This window comes from Aquimarina sediminis (genome assembly GCF_002895435.1).
GTDB classification, from domain to species: Bacteria; Bacteroidota; Bacteroidia; order Flavobacteriales; family Flavobacteriaceae; genus Aquimarina; species Aquimarina sediminis.
This window is the reverse complement of sequence record NZ_POYJ01000001.1, coordinates 445,403-463,296: the sequence shown is the minus strand read 5'-3', so window position 1 is coordinate 463,296 and position 17,894 is coordinate 445,403. Positions and strand designations below refer to the sequence as shown.

General features: G+C 32.5%; 18 protein-coding genes and 1 pseudogene. 8 read left to right on the top strand and 11 right to left on the bottom strand.

Annotated features, from left to right (window positions below; genetic code table 11):
* Positions 1–32: 32 nt before the first annotated feature.
* The 5 genes and pseudogenes from lpdA to C1X07_RS02090 form a co-directional block, all read right to left on the bottom strand.
* Entirely contained in the window at positions 33–1,424 is a 1,392-nt protein-coding gene (lpdA, locus tag C1X07_RS02110) for a dihydrolipoyl dehydrogenase (RefSeq protein WP_103068315.1), read from the bottom strand.
* Between the two features lie 192 nt (positions 1,425–1,616).
* The gene (locus C1X07_RS02105) at positions 1,617–2,093 is read right to left on the bottom strand and encodes a hypothetical protein (protein ID WP_103068314.1); all 477 of its coding nucleotides are present in this window, start codon (positions 2,091–2,093) and stop codon (positions 1,617–1,619) included.
* A gap of 29 nt (positions 2,094–2,122) precedes the next feature.
* Positions 2,123–2,516 (bottom strand): annotated as a pseudogene (gene msrB, locus C1X07_RS02100) (peptide-methionine (R)-S-oxide reductase MsrB).
* The gene (msrB, locus tag C1X07_RS02095) at positions 2,513–2,998 is read right to left on the bottom strand and encodes a peptide-methionine (R)-S-oxide reductase MsrB (protein ID WP_103068313.1); all 486 of its coding nucleotides are present in this window, start codon (positions 2,996–2,998) and stop codon (positions 2,513–2,515) included. The pseudogene msrB (C1X07_RS02100) and the gene msrB (C1X07_RS02095) overlap by 4 nt, the downstream one beginning before the upstream one ends.
* Positions 2,999–3,073: 75 nt before the next feature.
* Entirely contained in the window at positions 3,074–3,943 is an 870-nt protein-coding gene (locus tag C1X07_RS02090) for an alpha/beta fold hydrolase (protein WP_103068312.1), read from the bottom strand.
* A 265-nt stretch (positions 3,944–4,208) separates the two neighbouring features.
* On the opposite strand from C1X07_RS02090, the gene C1X07_RS02085 reads away from it, so the two are divergent.
* Positions 4,209–5,729 (top strand): DEAD/DEAH box helicase, encoded by a 1,521-nt coding sequence (locus C1X07_RS02085; protein ID WP_103068311.1) that lies wholly within the window; start codon positions 4,209–4,211, stop codon positions 5,727–5,729.
* Positions 5,730–5,795: 66 nt separating this feature from the next.
* Here the strand turns inward: C1X07_RS02085 and C1X07_RS02080 are convergent, their stop codons facing one another.
* The 5 genes from C1X07_RS02080 to C1X07_RS02060 all read right to left on the bottom strand — a co-directional run bounded on the left by C1X07_RS02080 (position 5,796) and on the right by C1X07_RS02060 (position 8,716).
* A complete protein-coding gene (locus C1X07_RS02080; protein ID WP_103068310.1) occupies positions 5,796–6,491 on the bottom strand; it encodes an aspartate/glutamate racemase family protein in 696 nt (231 codons plus the stop codon).
* A gap of 69 nt (positions 6,492–6,560) precedes the next feature.
* Positions 6,561–7,346: a PhzF family phenazine biosynthesis protein gene (locus C1X07_RS02075; protein ID WP_103068309.1), complete on the bottom strand. Its 786-nt coding sequence runs from the start codon at positions 7,344–7,346 to the stop codon at positions 6,561–6,563.
* Positions 7,347–7,373: 27 nt separating this feature from the next.
* Entirely contained in the window at positions 7,374–7,973 is a 600-nt protein-coding gene (locus tag C1X07_RS02070) for a short chain dehydrogenase (RefSeq protein WP_103068308.1), read from the bottom strand.
* A gap of 11 nt (positions 7,974–7,984) precedes the next feature.
* Positions 7,985–8,350 (bottom strand): cupin domain-containing protein, encoded by a 366-nt coding sequence (locus C1X07_RS02065; RefSeq protein ID WP_103068307.1) that lies wholly within the window; start codon positions 8,348–8,350, stop codon positions 7,985–7,987.
* A 54-nt stretch (positions 8,351–8,404) separates the two neighbouring features.
* Complete coding sequence (locus C1X07_RS02060; RefSeq protein WP_103068306.1) at positions 8,405–8,716, bottom strand: ArsR/SmtB family transcription factor; 312 nt, start codon at positions 8,714–8,716, stop codon at positions 8,405–8,407.
* Between the two features lie 287 nt (positions 8,717–9,003).
* Here C1X07_RS02060 and C1X07_RS02055 point away from each other — a divergent pair, with 287 nt between their 5' ends.
* On the top strand, positions 9,004–9,840 hold the full coding sequence (locus tag C1X07_RS02055; protein WP_103068305.1) for a M57 family metalloprotease: 837 nt from the start codon (positions 9,004–9,006) through the stop codon (positions 9,838–9,840).
* A 702-nt stretch (positions 9,841–10,542) separates the two neighbouring features.
* On the top strand, positions 10,543–11,757 hold the full coding sequence (locus tag C1X07_RS02050) for a class I SAM-dependent rRNA methyltransferase (protein WP_103068304.1): 1,215 nt from the start codon (positions 10,543–10,545) through the stop codon (positions 11,755–11,757).
* A 21-nt stretch (positions 11,758–11,778) separates the two neighbouring features.
* Here the strand turns inward: C1X07_RS02050 and C1X07_RS02045 are convergent, their stop codons facing one another.
* Positions 11,779–12,651: a pirin family protein gene (locus tag C1X07_RS02045; RefSeq protein WP_103068303.1), complete on the bottom strand. Its 873-nt coding sequence runs from the start codon at positions 12,649–12,651 to the stop codon at positions 11,779–11,781.
* Between the two features lie 215 nt (positions 12,652–12,866).
* Here C1X07_RS02045 and C1X07_RS02040 point away from each other — a divergent pair, with 215 nt between their 5' ends.
* The 5 genes from C1X07_RS02040 to C1X07_RS02020 all read left to right on the top strand — a co-directional run bounded on the left by C1X07_RS02040 (position 12,867) and on the right by C1X07_RS02020 (position 17,892).
* Positions 12,867–14,180, top strand: a complete 1,314-nt coding sequence (locus tag C1X07_RS02040) for a cation:proton antiporter domain-containing protein (protein WP_103068302.1) — start codon at positions 12,867–12,869, stop codon at positions 14,178–14,180.
* A gap of 3 nt (positions 14,181–14,183) precedes the next feature.
* Positions 14,184–14,915 carry a helix-turn-helix transcriptional regulator gene (locus C1X07_RS02035; RefSeq protein ID WP_103068301.1) on the top strand — a complete coding sequence of 244 codons (732 nt, stop codon included), beginning with the start codon at positions 14,184–14,186 and terminating at the stop codon, positions 14,913–14,915.
* A 32-nt stretch (positions 14,916–14,947) separates the two neighbouring features.
* Positions 14,948–15,340 (top strand): hypothetical protein, encoded by a 393-nt coding sequence (locus tag C1X07_RS02030; RefSeq protein WP_103068300.1) that lies wholly within the window; start codon positions 14,948–14,950, stop codon positions 15,338–15,340.
* Between the two features lie 146 nt (positions 15,341–15,486).
* A complete protein-coding gene (locus C1X07_RS02025; RefSeq protein WP_103068299.1) occupies positions 15,487–16,287 on the top strand; it encodes a DNA alkylation repair protein in 801 nt (266 codons plus the stop codon).
* Between the two features lie 195 nt (positions 16,288–16,482).
* Positions 16,483–17,892, top strand: a complete 1,410-nt coding sequence (locus C1X07_RS02020) for a glycogen synthase (protein WP_103068298.1) — start codon at positions 16,483–16,485, stop codon at positions 17,890–17,892.
* Positions 17,893–17,894: the final 2 nt, after the last annotated feature.

Sequence of the window (17,894 nt, the reverse complement as noted above, 5' to 3'; positions counted from 1 at the left end):
TAAGGTGTTTTTTGAATATAATATTTTGTATACTATAGATGAATTACTTCGTCATAAGCGTCGGCTACAGCTTCCATTACAGCTTCACTCATAGTTGGGTGAGGGTGAATTGCCTTCAACACTTCATGTCCAGTAGTTTCTAATTTTCTACCTAGAACAGCTTCGGCAATCATATCGGTAACTCCTGCACCAATCATATGACAACCTAACCATTCACCATATTTGGCGTCAAAGATCACTTTTACGAATCCATCTTTTGTACCTGCAGCACTTGCTTTTCCGGATGCAGAGAAAGGAAATTTACCTATTTTCAGCTCATAACCAGCATCTTTCGCTTGTTTCTCAGTCATTCCAACACTAGCAATTTCAGGAGAAGCATAAGTACATCCAGGAATATTTCCGTAGTCAATTGGCTCCACATGCATTCCGGCAATTTTCTCAACACAAGTGATACCTTCTGCAGAAGCTACATGAGCCAAAGCAGGTCCTGGCACCACATCTCCAATAGCATAAACTCCTGGGATGTTAGTCTGATACCAATCATTAACTACTATTTTATCTCTATCTGTAGCAATACCAAGTTCTTCTAATCCAATATTTTCGATATTGGTTTTGATTCCCACTGCAGACAATACAATGTCTGCTTCAAGGGTTTCTTCTCCTTTTTTTGTTTTTACGGTAGCCTTAACTCCATCACCACTTGTATCAACACTTTCTACAGAAGAATTTGTCATTACTTTGATTCCAGCTTTTTTGAAATTACGTTCAAACTGCTTAGAAACTTCTTCATCTTCGAGAGGAACAAGGTTAGGCAAAAATTCAACTATTGTTACCTCTGTACCCATTGCATTATAAAAATGAGCAAACTCAACACCAATAGCTCCTGATCCTACCACAATCATTTTTTTTGGTTGTGACTTCAGGGTCATTGCTTCTCTATATCCTATAACTTTTTGACCATCTTGTGGCAAATTAGGTAATTCTCTAGATCTAGCTCCTGTAGCAATAATGATGTGTTTTGCTTGATAATCAGTGGTTTTTTCGTCTTTGTCAGTAACCGTAATCGTGTTACTAGATTTTAGCTTACCGAAACCTTTGATAACGTCAATTTTGTTCTTTTTCATAAGGAATTGCACTCCTTTGCTCATTCCTTCTGCAACCCCACGACTACGCTTGACAACAGCATCAAAATCTTTATCAAAATTCTCTATAGTAAGTCCATAGTCAGAAGCGTGTTTAAGATATTCAAATACCTGAGCACTTTTTAATAATGCTTTTGTAGGTATACATCCCCAGTTTAGGCAAACTCCTCCTAAGTTTTCTTTTTCTACGATTGCGGTTTTGAATCCTAATTGTGATGCCCTGATTGCGGTAACATATCCACCTGGACCACTTCCTAGAACTACGATATCATATGTGCTCATAAATGTCAATTTTTTGAAGTCACGAATTTAAGGATAATTCGGCTAACCTAAAAAGGATTTGGATATTCCCTGAAAATAAGATAGTCATTAAAAACAAGAAAAAACACCATGATAAATAAACATGATGTTAATTTTTAATGTTTTTGAACGTAATTGTTATTAAACACGAATTAAAATGGAATTATTGAGCTTTTAAAAATCCAAATTAAGTGCAGATTGTACAGCATTGAAGTCTAAGAGGTTTATATCAGTGTTTTTTGCAAAGGCTGAAGGCACTACAACGATTCTAAATACTTGATTTTGTGTAAAATCTGATCCAATCAAACTAATGTCAGGGGAATCCAAAAGGATATCCACATCTACCAAAGTAAAGTTAAACCTATAGGTAAGTTCGCCACCATTATCGAGAAAAATTGCTGGAGTAGGTACCGGTTCCCAAACATCACGCCCATCAACAACATCTTCTAGCCGGTATACTAAAACCACATCAGATTCAAATACTTCAATACCTTGAGGAAAAGGAATGTTAACTGCAAATTCTGGTGCTATAAAATCAACATTATCTAGTTCAAAAGTTTGTCCTATTGTATCCAAATCGGCATCATCATCGCTAGAACAAGATGTAAATATTAACGTGGTTATGCATAGTAAAGTGAAAATTTTTCTCATGAATTCTAATTTTTATATTTATTGTAAATTTATTTCTTGTTAAAATTGATACTTACAGAGTTAACGCAATACCGCTGCCCAGTCTTTGTTGGGCCATCATCAAAGACATGACCTAGATGGCTACCGCAATTAGCACATAATATTTCTATACGTACCATGCCGTGTGATGAATCTTTTATGTACTCTACGGTCCCTTTTATAGATTTATCAAAACTTGGCCACCCACATCCCGAGTCGAATTTTGTTGCACTATTAAATAGTGTATGATTACATCCTATACAAGTATAAACACCTTCTTCAAAATGCATATAATATTCCCCGATAAGGTCTTTCTGTACCTTTTTCTCTTAAGATTCTATATTGCTCTTTTGTGAGTTGTTCTTCCCACTTGGCGTTTGATTTTTGTATAGGATATTTACTCATTTTTTACTTGGTTTAAATATCATCGCATCGCCATTAATACAATGACGCATTCCTGTAGTCTCTCTAGGACCATCATTAAACACATGTCCCAAATGACCACCACAGGTAGCGCATAATAATTCGTTTCTTGCATATCCCAATTTATGATCTACGTCCTTATCAATACTGCCCTCGACGGCACGATCAAAACTTGGCCAACCGGTACCACTATCGAATTTGTGTTTACTCTCATATAAAGGTGTATTACAACCCGCACAATGAAATGTTCCAGCTGTATATATTTTATTTAATGGACTAGAAAAAGGCCTTTCTGTTCCTGCTTGCCTTAGGATATAGTATTGTTCTGAGGTCAGAATCTTTTTCCATTCTTTATTGGTTTTAGATACGGAATACGTCTTTTTTTCTTTTTTAATTTCCTTCTGCGCTGTACTGGTACAACTAATTGCGATAATTCCAATGAATAATAAAACAAATCGTTTCATGGTATTTTAAATTTTAATTAAATATAGTTATACCCAATTAGTCGTACAAATTGCACAAGAATAACTAATCAATAATTATTCCAAAACAAATTGTACAATCTTATTTATAATTTCAGGGTTCCCTAAAATTTTTCGATGCCCCAATTGCTCTGTTATTATTAGTTTTTGATTCTGTAGATTATTTGCTATTTCATAGGCAGCACTATAATGAACATCTACATCATTTTTGTCATGTATGACTAATGTTGGTACTTTTACACCAATGGCAGAAACTGCTCCAGAATAATTATCTAAATCTTCTCCATATCTTTTATCAAAATAAGATTTTAGGAGGTTTGCTACCTTTTGATCAAGCTGTAAGTTTTTTATAAAATTTCTGGTTATTGCGGTAATACTATTTGCCGTACCAATAATTACTAGTTTTTTTATAGTTAAACCATGTTTTGTAGCTCTTAATAAAGACATTCCTCCTAAAGAATGCCCAATCGCAGCTTCAAAAGGACCATGAGTACTTTCTAATTGATGTATGGTTTCTATAAAATGAGGCATCATACTTCTTTTTCCCGGGGAGCTTCCATGGGCTGGTGCATCAAAACTTACTGTACTATATCCACTATCCAGTAATGCATCTGCAATTTTGGATAGCTGTGTACCACTTCCTGACCATCCATGAACTAAAAGAATTTTCTTTTTAGAATTACCATAGTTATATACGACCACTTCGCGGTTTATTTTGTTTATCAGGATTTTCTCTTTCTTACTTTTTTGATACATCATTTTTTCTCTATCTGGTATTTTATAACCAAATGGTGTCAAAAATATTCTTGCCGCAAATCTTGAAGCTAAAAAAGGTGAGATCCAGTTTAGAATTTTTGCGGTGTATAAAATAAATTTAGGAATTAGAAGAGATTGAACAGGAATTTGATCCTTATCACTTTTGGTCATTTTATCTGGTAATTTATTTTTGAGGTTAAATTTAAAATAAGAATCTTCCTTAAGAGGAATAATTAATACAAATTAACATTATAAAAACTGTTAATGCGAATATGTAGGCTTATCACAGGTCAGTTCTAGAGGCAAATGATTATTGATGAACTATATATCAAAATAGAAAACAAAAAAAATGAAACAAGTAAAATATATTTACGCAATTCTTTCGTAGAACCTTCAAAAGTGTTTAATTTTGTAGCTTATTTTTAATAAAGAATTCATGGGATTAGAACCCACAGAGATTGATAAAAAGAAGAAGAAAGTACTATACGATTACCAGCAACGGGATATTGATAAGATATTTTATCGTTTAAAAGAGTTTCCGGGTAAATATAACCTCTTATATCAACTCCCTACAGGAGGTGGAAAGACAGTTATATTCTCAGAAATTGTTAGAAGGTATATCGAATCATCGAAAAAAAAGGTTGTGGTTCTGACTCATCGTATAGAGCTATGTGGGCAAACTTCAAAAATGCTAACTGAGTTTAGGGTTAAGAATAAAATCATTAATAGCTCGGTTAAAGGCCTTGATGACCAAGATGAATACATGTGCTTTGTTGCCATGGTGGAGACTCTAAATAATAGACTAAATGAAGACCATTTAGAGCTTCATAATGTTGGGATGGTTATTATTGATGAAGCACATTACAACTCTTTCAGAAAGCTTTTTAAATTTTTTGATAATTGCTTTATTCTTGGTGTTACAGCTACTCCTTTAAGCTCTAATATGAAGTTACCTATGAAAGACAATTATAATGAGTTGATCGTAGGAGATACTATAAATTCATTAATTAAAAGTGGATTCTTAGCTAAACCTGTAATCTATACATACGATGTAGGTTTAGGCTCTTTAAAAATAGGTATGAATGGTGATTATACAGTAAAATCTTCAGAAGATCTGTATACTAACATGATGATGCAGGATAAATTGCTGCATGCTTATGAAGAGAGATCTAAAAATAAAAAAACCCTGATATTTAATAATGGTATTAACACATCTATCTATGTGTATGACACCTTTAAAAAAGCTGGGTATCCTATTCGTCATTTGGATAACACAAATAGCAAACAGGAAAGAGAAGATATTCTAGCGTGGTTTAAAAACACAAGTAATGCAATACTTACTTCTGTAAGTATATTAACTACTGGTTTTGATGAACCGACTGTAGAAACAGTAATTTTAAATAGAGCTACCAAATCACTGACTTTATATTTTCAGATGATTGGTAGGGGGTCTCGAATTTTACCAACAAAGTCTGAATTTTCTATACTTGATTTAGGAAATAACACTGCCAGATTTGGATTATGGAATTCTGATGTGGATTGGCAATCTATATTCAGATCTCCAGATTTTTATTACGATAACTTGGTAGGAGATGAAGAAATTGAACGAAATTTCAAATATGTTTTACCCGAAGATTTGAGAAAGGAATTTTCAAATTCTGATGATATTGAATTTGATATTGAAGATGAATACTCAAAAACTAAAAAATATGGGTTAAGAAGTTTGACTGTTCTTGAAAATTCTATAGAACAACATGCCAAAATGTGTGTGCAAAATAGTGAAGATGTTTTTGATGCACGTATATTAAGTAAGCTTTTGGATCAGGATATAGAATATAGGGTACGTAGATATTCATATTGTATAAGTAAAAGTACCAAGAATTATAGAGATTGGCTAGAAGAAGATTATAAACGAAAATTAAGATCTAAAATCAATCAGCTATTTATGGATAGTTGATGTGATATTACTTTTTTACCCTTAAAAAAAGATTAGTTGCATTTTTTAAGGGTAATTAGAGGTTTGTTAGTTTACACTTAAGGCTATTTTAACTGCATTTTCGGCATGAATCCTTGTAGTGTCAAAAACAGGAATGTCTACATCCTTTGATTTTATCAGAAGTGGTATTTCTGTACATCCCAAAATAGTGCCTTCTGCTCCTTCAAGTTGTAGTGTTTTTATTACCCTTTTGAACTCTTCCCTAGAAGAATCTTGAATGTTTCCTAGGACTAATTCTTGATATATTATCTGATGAATAATTTCTCTATCCTTATCACTAGGGATTAAAACTTCTATTTTATAGTTTTTTAGAATAGTTTTATAAAAATCTTTTTCCATAGTGAATTTTGTACCTAGTAGAGCTATTTTCTTCAATCCTTGAGACTTGATTGCTTTTGCTGTTGCGTCGGCAATATGTAAAAAAGGGATAGAGGTATTCTTTATAATTTCTTCACTACATAAGTGCATAGTGTTAGTGCAAAGAACTATTAAATCTGCACCAGCTTGTTCTAATTTTTTGGCAGAATCAACCATGAGTTTATTTAGGTTATTCCAATCGCCTTTGCGTTGTAGTTCTTCTATTTCAGCAAAATCTACAGAGTACAAGATGCATTTGGAAGAATGAAATCCACCTTGTAATTCTTTTACGTGCTTGTTAATCAATTCGTAATAAACGGCTGATGATTCCCAACTCATTCCGCCAATTAATCCAATAGTTTTCATGTTTATCTATTTTTTTGAGTAGCAATCCTTTTAAAAGTGATTCTAATTTATCTTAATTAAGTCAAAACATTATATATTTATTTCTCCGATTAGATATGGAACTGAATACCCACTAAGAAATACACGATCACCTTCAATTCTACAATCTAATTCGCCTTTTCGGGCAGATAGTTGTATAGCTTTCAGATGAGATTTGTTTAGTCTCTCTGACCAAAAAGGAACTAATGAAGCATGGGCAGATCCAGTAACGGGATCTTCTGGTTGAATGATACCATTTGCATCAAATACCCGCGATACAAAATCAGAATTTTTTCCTTCAGCTGTAATTATAATACATAAATAAGGCAAATCTTTAAGGAGTTCTATTATAGGTGTTTCATGTAATACTTCTTCTTCAGAAGAAAGTGTGATGATTAGATCACGAGCAGCAAAAGCTTCGATAGGTTTAGCTTTGAAAGCCTGATGTATCTCATTAGGGATTTCAACAGGTAGTGGAGGTCTCGAAGGAAAATCTAAAGTGATTGATCCGTTATCTTCTTTCTTGGCTTTTAGAACTCCACTCTTAGAAGAAAATGTTATTTCGTCAATAGTGGTATCAATATAATTAAAGATTACGTAAGCAGATGCCAAAGTTGCGTGACCGCACAAATCTATTTCTGCGTGTGGCATAAACCATCTTATTTCATATAAATTGTCTTTTTTAACAAAGTAGCCTGTTTCGGCCAAGTTGTTCTCTATAGCTATATTTTGCAAAGTCTGATCATCCAACCAGTGGGGTAGGTGGCAAATTGCAGCAGGATTACCCCCAAAAATATTTTTTGTAAAAGCATCGATTTGATACATTGGGATTTTCATATATTCAGTATTTAGAAGTTTTTATATTTAATATTTTTTATAAATTGTGCCAGTACTATTATTAGTTAATACTTGTTTGTAAACATCTACAACCTCATTCATTTTAACAGGTAAATATCCAGCGAATTTTTGATCTTCGGGAAAATCTCCTGCAATCGCTCCTGGTGCAACTACATTAAGTCTAATGCCTCTGTCAATCTCATTGGATGCAGCATTAACAAAACTATGTATTGCTCCGTTTACAAGCGATAAACTTGTAGCATTTGGCTCATAATGCTCTGCTAAAATACCAGTTGTTAGCGTTATTGAAGCATTATCACTTAAATAATCTGTAGCCACGTGTACCAGGTTTACCTGCCCCATTAGTTTACTATGTATTCCAAGTAAATAATCCTTTTCTTTTAGTTCTGATAATGGTTTCCAGGAAGCAGTTCCTGCGGCATTTATTACCGCATCAAGTTTCGGCAATTTTTCGAATAAATTTTTGATAGATGCTTTATCGGTTATATCTACAGGATACAGATCACTATTGCGATGAGCGCCATATACTTCTTTGTACTCGTTCCTTAGAGTATTATATATAGCCGAACCAATAGTGCCGGTAGATCCAATTATCAATATTTTCATAATTATGCTATTTAAATGGTTTGAATTTCTTTTTGAGTCAAATCACCCGTATTATCACCAGTATTAATTGTGGTATTGGGTTCAAAAAGCATTACAGAAACTTCTTTTTCTGCAACTGGTCTATGTTCTATGCCTTTGGGGATTATTATAAATTCGTTTGGCTTTAAATCTACTATGCGATCACGAAACTCCATTTTGAACTCACCATCTATAACATAAAACATTTCATCTTCATTATCATGTTTATGCCAAACAAATTGACCTTTAAATTTGACCAATTTTACATACTGTTCATTTAGTTCTCCAATAATTTTGGGATTCCAATGATCAGAGAATAGTGACAGTTTTTGTTTAATATTTATTTTTTTTGGCTTCATTTTTATATTATTATACTTATATATTTAATTTTATCGATATATAATGTCAAATTTTTATAACTCTTTATGTATCGCATTTAAATATTCTTCGATAATTTCTTCATTTCTTTTGAAATAGGTCCATTTACCATGTCTTGTTGTACTCAATAATCCCGCTTTTTGCATACTATTAAGGTAATGTGATATTGTTGGCTGAGATAGCCCAGATTTATCCTGAATATGTTGCCCACAAACACCATCATTAAAATGACCTAGCTCTTTGTGAGGAGGAAAATTGGACTCTGGATCTTTTAACCATCCCAAAATATCCAAACGTGTAGCATTAGATAATGCCTTATTTATTTCAAGTATTCTTTCCTTATTCATGTGTCAAATATACATATTTAGTTTTTTAAATATGATGGCATTTAGGTAGTTTTAACATAAATAAAGTTTTTTTTAGGTTTTACAGGTATATTTTTAACATAAAAGGTGATTTTTTAACATAAAAACGGAAAAACAAGATTGTTACAAGTATAAAATTTTAACAATAACTGTATTTAATCTTAAAATATAACACTTTATCGAAAATTGTTAAATATGTTACATTTTTAGAAAATAAAACAACTACTTTCCGAATTCTATTAATTTACTCAACTATAATATTAAAAAGAATGAAAAAAATTAAATTATTATCAATCCGTGTTGTTGCAGCTTTATCGATTATTTTGTTGGCTTCTTGTGAATCTGATACTACTGAAGCAACAAATGAAGTAACAACTCAGATTTCTAAAGATGTTTTGTCTAAATTGGAGAAAGCACATTTTAGCACACAGAATGCTTTTATAACAGAATTTATGGGGGAAAAAGGAATTGCTGTTGAAGATATGTTTTTTACTTATGAACAGATAGATGAGTTATCGCAGGATGCCATTGGTCCACAAAAACAATATCGTACAACAAATTTGGTAAAAAAACTTCCAAGAACTATTACTGTGAGTGTTGATCCTGCCTTAGGTAATCTAGGTTCTAATGCATTAGATGCTATGATTAATATGTATAATGCAGAAAATTTGCAATTATCATTTACGCGAGTTGCATTTGGACTGAAAGGTAAAAGAAAAGCTAATATCGAAGTAACTGAATTTTATGAAATGGAATCTGGAGGGTTCATTACTTTGGGTAGAGCAGCTGGTTTTCCAACAAGAAAAGGAGATCCGGCTAAAGGTTTTGGTATAAATAGTAGATGGTTTGAGCTTCTTAATCCTTCTTTAGCAGAAGTTACTGGTACTATGGCTCATGAAGTAGGGCATTGTATTGGGTTTCGCCATACTGATTATATGACTAGAGAAAGTTGTGGTCAAAATGTTAATGAAGGTAGTGCAGGAGTGGGAGCTATCCATATAAGTGGTACACCAACTACATCTGATGCAACATCTTTGATGCAGGCTTGCGGTCCGGCCGATTCATTTAACAACAATGATAAGATTGCTTTGAATGTTCTGTATTAATTTTTAAATAATATATTTTGAGAAAAGCTACCAAAAAATGGTAGCTTTTCTTTTTTTGAACTTATTTTATAGGTATATAACAAAGAAGCACAAAAAATAAATCTTTGATTTTATTGTAACAAAAATCGTTTATAAGCGTCTAGTAGGTATAAGACAGTAAGTAAACCAGTAAAACTATCGAGCGTGTATCTTGATACGCCTTAAGATAGATGCTTGAAGAAAAGTTTTACATTATTTAAAAGAGTTTTTTACTAAAATTATTATAGTTTAACGAGACATAAAGAGCGCTTATCCTGATATATCTTGGGATGAGTGCTTTTTTTATAAAATATGGTTAAGTTGTATTTTTTTTGAGCTGATACCGTATCAAAGTATGATATTATTGCATTATTTTTAATAAGCGTAACGCCTTATTTGTTATTGAGTTATAAACTTAATTTTTACAGTAACCATAAATATGTACACTAATGCAAGATTACCCAAGATTTTAATATTACCAACGAGATATTAAGACATCGTGATAAGTTTTGCCGTACTAGATTTGTTATTATTCAGAGATAAGTGTTGGAGTAGCGGAAAACTGTTTTTGGTATTGACCATTACTCAAAAACAATTTTTAAAAACGAGGTTGTAAAAAAACAGTCTCGTTTTTATTTTATTTTACTATTAAGAATCGCAAAAATAATAGTATTCTTGTCTACAATGAATATTTTACCTACCATAAAGACAAAGAGGTTGGCTATAAAGCTAAAACCATCTGCAGAGAAGATTGTAAAACGAAAACACCCATGGGTGTTTGAAGATAGTATTGCTAAACAAAACATTGAAGGAGATACGGGTGATTTGGTAATTGTTTACGATACTAAGAAGAATAATTTTTTGGCCTGTGGTTTATATGATCCTTATTCCCCCATTAGAGTAAAACTAATTCATTTTGGGAAACCAACTCAAATAAATGAAGACTGGTTTGCCGCAAAGGTTTCTCAGGCCTACGAAATAAGAAAGCCTTTATTAAAAACAGATACAAACAGCTATAGATTGTTATTTGGAGAAAATGATAATCTACCGGGGTTTATTGCCGATATATATGATAATGTATTGGTTGTAAAATTGTATTCACATATATGGTTTCCATATCTTAATTGGATAATCAAACCCCTGATTGACATTACAGGTTGTGACTGCATTGTGCTTAGATTGAGTAGAATGCTGCAATCCAAAGGAGAGATATACAATCTTAAGGATGGTCAGGTTATTTATGGTACATTAGAAAATGAAGTCATTATTTTTAGAGAGCATGGTGTTTTGTTTTCTGCTAATGTTATCAAAGGTCATAAAACAGGATATTTTCTGGATCATAGACATAATAGAAAAAGAGTAGGGGAATTGGCAAAAGGAAAAACTGTTTTGGATGTTTTTTCTTATGCTGGTGGTTTTTCTGTTCATGCTTTAAAAGGAGGGGCTAAAGAGGTTATAAGCCTGGATATAAGTAAACAAGCATTGGATATGGCTAAAGAAAATTCTACTCTCAATATCCATCAAGGAAAGCATAAAATCATGGTGGCAGATGCTTTTGAAGGATTGCAATCACTAATTGATACTAAGAAAAAATTTGATATAGTAGTTATAGACCCTCCTTCATTTGCCAAAAGAGAGAGCGAAATACAAAAAGCTAAGAACAGCTATGCTAGACTGGCAGTACTAGGGTCAAAACTAGTAGTGAATAATGGGATTTTGGTGTTGGCATCATGTTCATCCAGAGTTATTGCAGAAGATTTTTTTGATATTTCTGAAGAGAGCATTATTTCGACGGGTAGAACATTTAGTATACTCCAAAAAACGAAACATGATATTGACCACCCTATTAATTTCCCAGAGGGAGCGTATCTGAAGTGTGGGTATTACAGGTTGAACTAAATGCTTATTATAACAAAACTATCATTTTGGTAGAGGAATGTAGCTTGTATCACTCTCAATTTTGGGGAATTTACGATTTTCCCAACGCTTTTTTGCGGCTTCAATTTTCTCAATACTCGATGATACAAAATTCCAATAAATATGGCGTTTTTCTTTAAATGGCTGTCCTCCAAATAATATCACATGTGTTTTGGGTTCGAGTACAATTGAGCAGCTATCCTCTGCCTTAGAAACTAACATATTTCCTTCCCGAATATTGGTGTCACAGGCACTAATCTCTCCACTTACTATGCAAATGCCAATTTCTCCTTGTAATTCTCCTTTAATCTGTAATTCATATCGTTCTTCAGCCTTTACATCTACCATAAACAATTCAGAATGCACAGGTACAGGAGAAGTTTTACCATATCCATTTCCAGCAATTAAACGATATTGTGTACCTTGATCTTTCCAACTAGGCAAATCTTGGATTTTAAAATGATGGAATTCTGGTGAGATATCTTCTAATTCTTTTGGTAATGCTACCCATATTTGATAACCGTGTGCAATGAATTCTGACCCATCCCTGAGATCCATAGGAGTACGTTCTGTATGCGTAACTCCTTTACCAGCAACCATCCAATTTACAGAGCCGGGTGATATTCGTTGGGTTGTACCGATACTATCCTGATGGATAATCTCTCCTTCTAGCATATATGTTAATGTAGATATACCAATATGTGGATGTTGACCGACATCCATATAATGCCCATCTTTTATAATAGTTGGCCCCATGTGGTCAATAAATATAAAAGGTCCTACCATTCTTTTTTTTCTAAAAGGAAGTATTCTTCCTACTAGAAAATCTCCAATATCTCTACTTCTCTCTTCAATAATCAATCCTTGGTTAGACATATTTGTGTTTTTGATAAATTTATGTTTTTAATATTTTGAAAAAGTTAAAAATATACTAAAGACATTCCTTTCTGTTCAGTAAAAACCTCTGTCTCTGCGACATACTTTTTCCAAATTTCGAACTGTAATATAGTGCTTCTTTATACGTTAAAATATTTTACTATCTTTTCATTCGTTATTGAAATCAACTAATATAATCAATCTTAAACCTACTTATGGAAATTTTTTCTTCATACAATGTTATTATTGGAATTTCACTTACCATTATTTTATCCTTTATTTTTAATGGAGTAGCCAAAAAAACAAATGTGCCAGCTGTATTATTATTAATTGTATTGGGAATTATTTTTCAATATGTTCTTAAAGCTTTTGGAGGTGACTCTATTGATTTTTTCCCTATGCTGGAGGTATTGGGTATTGTAGGATTGATTATGATTGTTCTCGAAGCTGCCTTAGAATTGGAATTAAAGAGAGATAAACTCATGCCAATTCTGAAGTCATTGGCCATTGCTTTGATAGGACTTGTAGCCTCTACATTTATTGCGGCAGTAATTTTAAAGGCATTGGTAAAAGGAATGACAATGCAATCTGCTTGGTTGTATGCTACTCCCTTGTCAATATTATCTAGTGCAATTATCATTCCTAGTGTATCTTCATTATCTACGGCAAAAAAAGAGTTCCATATTTACGAATCTACATTTTCTGATATCCTAGGGATTATGCTGTTTTATTTTCTAACAGGAAGATTAAACCCAGCTGAAGACTCAGGTGTAGGAGGGTTTTTCTTGAATCTTATTGTAACAATAGTGATTTCGTTGGTCGCGAGTTATGCAATAATTTTAATTTTTCAGAAGATTAAAAGTCAGGTGAAATTATTTCTTCTAATTGCAGTATTATTATTGCTATATGCCTTGGGTAAAAAAATGCATTTATCTTCTTTGATTATTATTTTGATTTTTGGTTTGGTAATCGCTAATATGAAATTGTTTTTTCAAGGTAAACTTAGAGGTTACCTACATCTAGAGAAAGCAAAATCTATATATCATGAGTTGCATGTCATAACTGCAGAGACAGCTTTTGTTGTGCGCACGCTATTCTTTGTGATTTTTGGAATTACCATTGTACTTTCATCTTTACTAAGTTTAAAAGTAACTTTGATAAGTGTCCTAATATTGATTTCTATTTATGTCATACGTTATGGGTTACTACGCCTTTTTATGGGTAAAGATATCTCTCCACAGTTGTTTATTGCACCAAGAGGGTTGATAACTGTGTTGTTGTTTTATGCTATTCCTGCAGAAGCTATAGTCGAAGGTTTTGAGCCTGGTATATTGCTGTTTGTAATTATAGGTACTAGTCTAATTATGACGGGAGGGATGATTAGGGATAAAAAGCGAAACCCTGTTGAGTCAGAAGAGACAAAAACTGATGAAAGTATTGAAGAAACCGAATATTTTATTAATAATACAACAGATTTAAGTGAAATAGATGATGTTTTACCTTCTCCTGATGAACATGAAACCGAATAATGAATGAAACGTTTACACAGATTAACGGCTATTTTAGTAAAATTACAGTCCAAAAAAATCGTTCAGGCAGCTGAGTTAGCAACTAAATTCGAAGTTAGTTTGCGTACTATCTATAGAGATATGCAGGCTCTTACAGATGCGGGTGTTCCAATTGGAGCAGAAGCAGGAACAGGATATTATCTGGTTGATGGATACTCTTTACCTCCTGTAATGTTTACAGAAAAAGAAGCAAACGCCTTACTGACTGCTTCAAAAATTATTAATACCAATAATGATCAATCACTAATTAATGAATATCATGAAGCGATAGATAAGGTTATTGCTGTTCTTAAAACTACTCAAAAAGAAAAACTAAAAGTTTTAGAACAAAGAGTTTTTACCTATAATAGAGAAAAAATTAACCCTAGTACTTCGTTATCTGTAATACAACAAGCTATTACAGATTATAGGGTGTTAGAAATTCAATATACAAAAGCAAATGGTGAATTTAGTAAGAGAAAAGTTGAGCCACTCGGTGTATACTTTACTAATAATACTTGGATCATGATCGCACATTGCAGGTTAAGGAAAGATTATAGAGAATTTAGAACAGACAGGATTCAAAATTTTATAGAAACACAGGAACTTTTTCCTCCAAAACAGTTTAGCCTCGAAGACTATTATAAAAGGTATGCAGAAGCTCATGAATCCTCTGATATTTTTACCAAAAAAACTACTGACATAGGGTTGTCATAAGCGGGGTTTAGTTTTGATTAAAATTAAGAATTATGAACAGATTAATTCTAATCATTATGGTAAATCTATTGTTTAATTGTACAGCACCACCTAATCAAAACACTTTGTTAATGAGCACAAAATCAAAAGTAGTAGAAGTCGTATTATTTGAAGTAAACCCAGGGTATTCTGAAGAAGAGGCTAAAAAAGCACTAACTTCTCTTAATGATATAGTAAAACTATATTATGGATTTTTAGAAAGAACCACTGCAAGTAATGGTGATGGTAAATTTGTTGATATTATTTATTGGAGTGATATAAAATCAGCAAAAGATGCAGCGAGTGATATTATAAAAAATGAGAAGGCAGCAGCAGCTTTTAGTATTATAAAACCAGAATCTACTCAGTTGTATCATTTTGATGCGTTTAACCAATTCGAAGAGTAAAATTTTCTACTATTATATATAAATTATGTATTTAGTTTAAAACAGAATTAATTCAACAAGATCTTATAGGTTTTGTAAATTTATAAGATCTTGTAATCTGTTTGTTTTTAAATAAATAAAATGTATTATTTAAACCATTTCCATAGATGATCCCAGAACATATTATTAACAGAAAAGGAGCTAGAAGTTTTAAAGATTTAGATCAAGAAGTTATTACATATCTAAATAATGGTCTTATAGAAACTGCTAATCTTATGGAGTGGTTAGCTGTGGATCAATTACAGTTATTAAAGAAAACTCTTAAAGAGATAAAGAAACAAGACTGGTATGATAGTTTTTATGAGGCGGTATCAGCACAAAAAAAACCATCAGCAAATTCTAATACAAAAGTTATCGGTTTAACATTTTTGCAGTTGACCAATGATAAAAATATTATTGAGCACCTTGCTTCTCATGATTCTGATGTACCTAGATGTTGGGCTGCTCATTGGGTAGCTTTTCAGGACACAGAAATTGATAAAAAACTCAAAGCCATTAAACCATATGCCGCAGATTCGCATTTTGGAGTTAGAGAAGTGGCTATCTTTGCATCCAAAGAAGCTATTATTGCTAATCTGGATACCACAATTAATATTCTGTCAGAATGGATATCCAGTGATGACGAGAATATTAGGCGGTATGCAATAGAAGCGATACGCCCTATAGGTGTGTGGACTAAAAAGATTGATGAACTTAAGGAGCATCCTGAAAAAGCTATTACCTTATTGGATCCTCTTAAATCTGATTCGTCTAAATATGTTAGAGACTCAGTCGGAAATTGGTTAAATGATGCTAGTAAAACCAGACCAGATTGGGTTAAAAAAACATGTGCTAGATGGAAAAAGGAATCTTCTACTAAAGAAACCCAGTATATTCTCAAAAAAGCATTACGAACAATAAATAAGTAGAATAACCTTTATAGCTCATTTTGTCCGAAAATGGGGAAAAATACTCATATTGAAAATTTTAAGTTACTTTTTTATTAAATAATCATTATCACTTCTCCTTTTTAGGATTATCACACCGCATTTTTACTAGGTTTTTTATAGTTTTAAATGATTTTAAAAGCTATTTAGAATCTTTTAAAAATAAGTAGGTTTTTTATGAATATTCTTCACGCAAGTTTTGAATGCTATCCCGTAGCTAAGGTCGGAGGATTAGCGGATGTGGTAGGAGCACTGCCAAAATATCAAAACAATTCAGGAGTTAATGCTATGGTAATAGCACCATACTATGATAATTCATTTATTAAAGACTCTAAAAGAGAGTCTATTTATAAAGGAGAAATAAAGATTGGTCAGGTTTTATATCCATATTCAATAGAAAAAATTGTATCTCCATCTTTGGGCTTCGATATATATCTTGTTTATATCAAAGGTTTATTAGATAGGCCTAATGTTTATAATTATGAAGATGATTCTGAGCGATGTATCGCTTTTCAACTGTCAGTTTTAGATTGGGTATCTTCTACAGATCAAACCATAGACCTAGTACATTGTCATGACCATCATACAGGATTGATTCCTTTTTTAATGAGTCATGCCAATCAATATAATTCGTTGAAGAATACTCCTTCTGTTTTGACAATTCACAATGCTCAATATCAAGGTCAGTTATCTTATGAAAAATTGCATTACTTACCTCTATTTGATAAAGAAAAGATTGGGTTGTTAGATTGGGGTAATTGTATTAACCCTTTGGCTTCTGGAATTAAATGTGCCTGGCAAGTTACTACTGTATCTCCCAGTTATATGCAGGAATTACAGCAGAAAGCAAATGGATTAGAGAAGCTTCTTGCACATGAAAAAAATAAGTGCGTGGGTATTCTTAATGGAATTGATATAGAAGCATGGAGTCCAGAAACTGATCCAATGATAATCAAAAATTATAAAAGCAAGGATGTAGTTTCGGGAAGAAAAGAAAATAAAAAATGGCTTTGTGACCATTTTGATCTAGATATAAACAAGCCTCTTTTTAGTTTTATAGGAAGACTGGTAGGGGAGAAAGGAGCGGATTTACTGCCAGAAATAATTACAGAATACCTTAGTAATCATAGTGATAGCAATATTTTAATTTTAGGTTCTGGGAATCATGAAGTTGAAGAGCAATTACAATCCTTGCAGAAACAATTTTCGGGATCATATAATTCATATATCGGTTATGATGAAAAACTGTCCCACATTATCTATGCAGGTACAGATTTTTTACTAATGCCTTCTCGAGTAGAACCTTGTGGTCTTAATCAAATGTACGCATTAAGATATGGAGCAATACCCATAGTTAGAAAAACGGGAGGACTCAAAGATACCATCATAGATATTGGTGATGATGGTTTTGGGATATCTCATAATAATGCTTCAGTATGGGATGTTTGTTATTCAATAAAACGTGGCGTTAATTTATATAATGACCAAAAAAAGTATCGGGAAATACAAAAACAAATCTTAGCAATCGATCACTCATGGGATAGATCCGCAAATCAGTACGTAACCATATATAAATCACTAATATAACA